We start from the raw sequence: 1,630 nt of genomic DNA, 5'->3' as shown, positions 1-1,630 counted from the left end.
CCCGTTCGTAATATAAGGTTAGCCAGATTTTTCTGGTTGACCTTTTTCTATATGGTCATATGATTACGGTAGTCGGGGTAGAACGTCGCCCCCGTGGGATTTAATCCCGTCAGCTAAACTGTTCACCCCCTACTTGTATAAACATGTTTCAGGCTGGTTGGGACAACGATCCCGTTTAACAAGCGAACCTATGACATTACAAGAAGCCCTAGGGGATACCGACTAATATTGCATTACTTGGAGGAGATACAGTATGAATCCAGTCATTGGTCTGGATGTTTCAAAAGGGGAAAGTCAGGTACAAGCATTTTTAGATAAAGGCAAACCATACCGTAAGAGCTTCAGTATTAAACACGATCTTGAGGGTTTGGGGAATTTATTAGAGTACCTTCAAGAAGTTGAGAGTTCCGCAGGTGGTCATCAACCTTCGGTCGTTTTAGAATCAACTGGGCACTATCATACTCCCGTTATTCAGTTTTTAGAGGAACAAAAATATGTTTATATTATCGTTAATCCTCTTATCTCACACAGAGCTAAGAGCTCAAGCCTACGAAAGGTTAAAACAGATGCAATCGATGCTTATCACCTTTGCGAACTCTATTATAAAGAGGAGTTAGAACCATACAAGAAGCGTGGAATTCAACTCTTGAACCTTCGTAATCTAACAAGGCAACAAGAGAATATTGCAGAAATATCAGCGAAAACAAAGTTACAGTTACACTCTTTAATCGACCAGGTATTTCCTGAGTACCGAGGTGTATTTGGAAGCCTCTATTCAAAGGTTTCGTTGCTTACTTTACTAGCCTTTCCTACTTCTGAGGCAGTATTAAGTGTAAGTGAAAAAGAAATTACAAATAGGATAGCTTCATTATGTAAAAGTCGTTCGGAGACTTGGGCAAAGGAAAGGGCACAGAAGTTGCGCGAAGCAGCCCTGCGTAATCCTTTTCAAAACAACCTCTACCAAAGTCATATCTTTAACCTTGAGATCTTAGTTAAGATTGTTCTTCAATACCAAGAACATCTATCCAAAATTGCGAATGAAATAGATGCTCTCGCTAAGGAAATTGAAGAATATGAGATCCTTCAATCTATCCCTGGAATTGGAGAAAAAATCGCTGCAACGATTATTTCCGAAATTGGAGAGATAGATCGGTTTAATGGTGCCAAAAAGTTAGTTGCATTCGCTGGAATAGATCCTAGTGTCTACTCTTCTGGAAAGTTTACTGCATCCGTAAATCGAATTACCAAACGTGGCTCATGTAGACTTCGTCATGCCCTGTATATGGCTGTTCAAAGTGGGATTCGAGATGCACGTAAAAAGAAAACGACTGATGAGATTATTCCACGCAATAGAAGACTACGAGAGTTTTACGACAAGAAGCGAGAAGAAGGAAAACCCTTCAGAGTAGCGATCATTGCCTGTGTAAATAAGCTCTTACATTGGATTTACGCCTTACTAAAAAGCAAATCTACTTTCCTAAATATAGATTAAAAACTATATCTAACTAAATACAACAAAACCTTCCAAAACGAGTATAACGGAAGGTTATTTAGCATGAACATTTTTAGTATATCATGGGGTTATTAAACTTTTTATTGAAAAATGTTGACAAACTATTAGCTGGTTTAG

At 38.6% G+C, this 1,630-nt stretch carries 1 protein-coding gene; it reads left to right on the top strand.

The features are described from left to right. Positions 1-253 precede the first annotated feature (253 nt). Positions 254-1,492: an IS110 family transposase gene (locus V7149_RS20040; protein WP_335347358.1), complete on the top strand. Its 1,239-nt coding sequence runs from the start codon at positions 254-256 to the stop codon at positions 1,490-1,492. Positions 1,493-1,630: the final 138 nt, after the last annotated feature.

Source organism: Bacillus sp. JJ1503, from assembly GCF_036965125.1.
Classification (GTDB): domain Bacteria; phylum Bacillota; class Bacilli; order Bacillales; family Cytobacillaceae; genus Cytobacillus.
This window is presented reverse-complemented; position numbering and strand designations above follow the sequence as displayed.

Coding starts and splice junctions, on each gene's coding strand:
- V7149_RS20040 (WP_335347358.1), top strand. CDS start 254: ATGAATCCAGTCATTGGTCTGGATGTTTCAAAAGGGGAAAGTCAGGTA.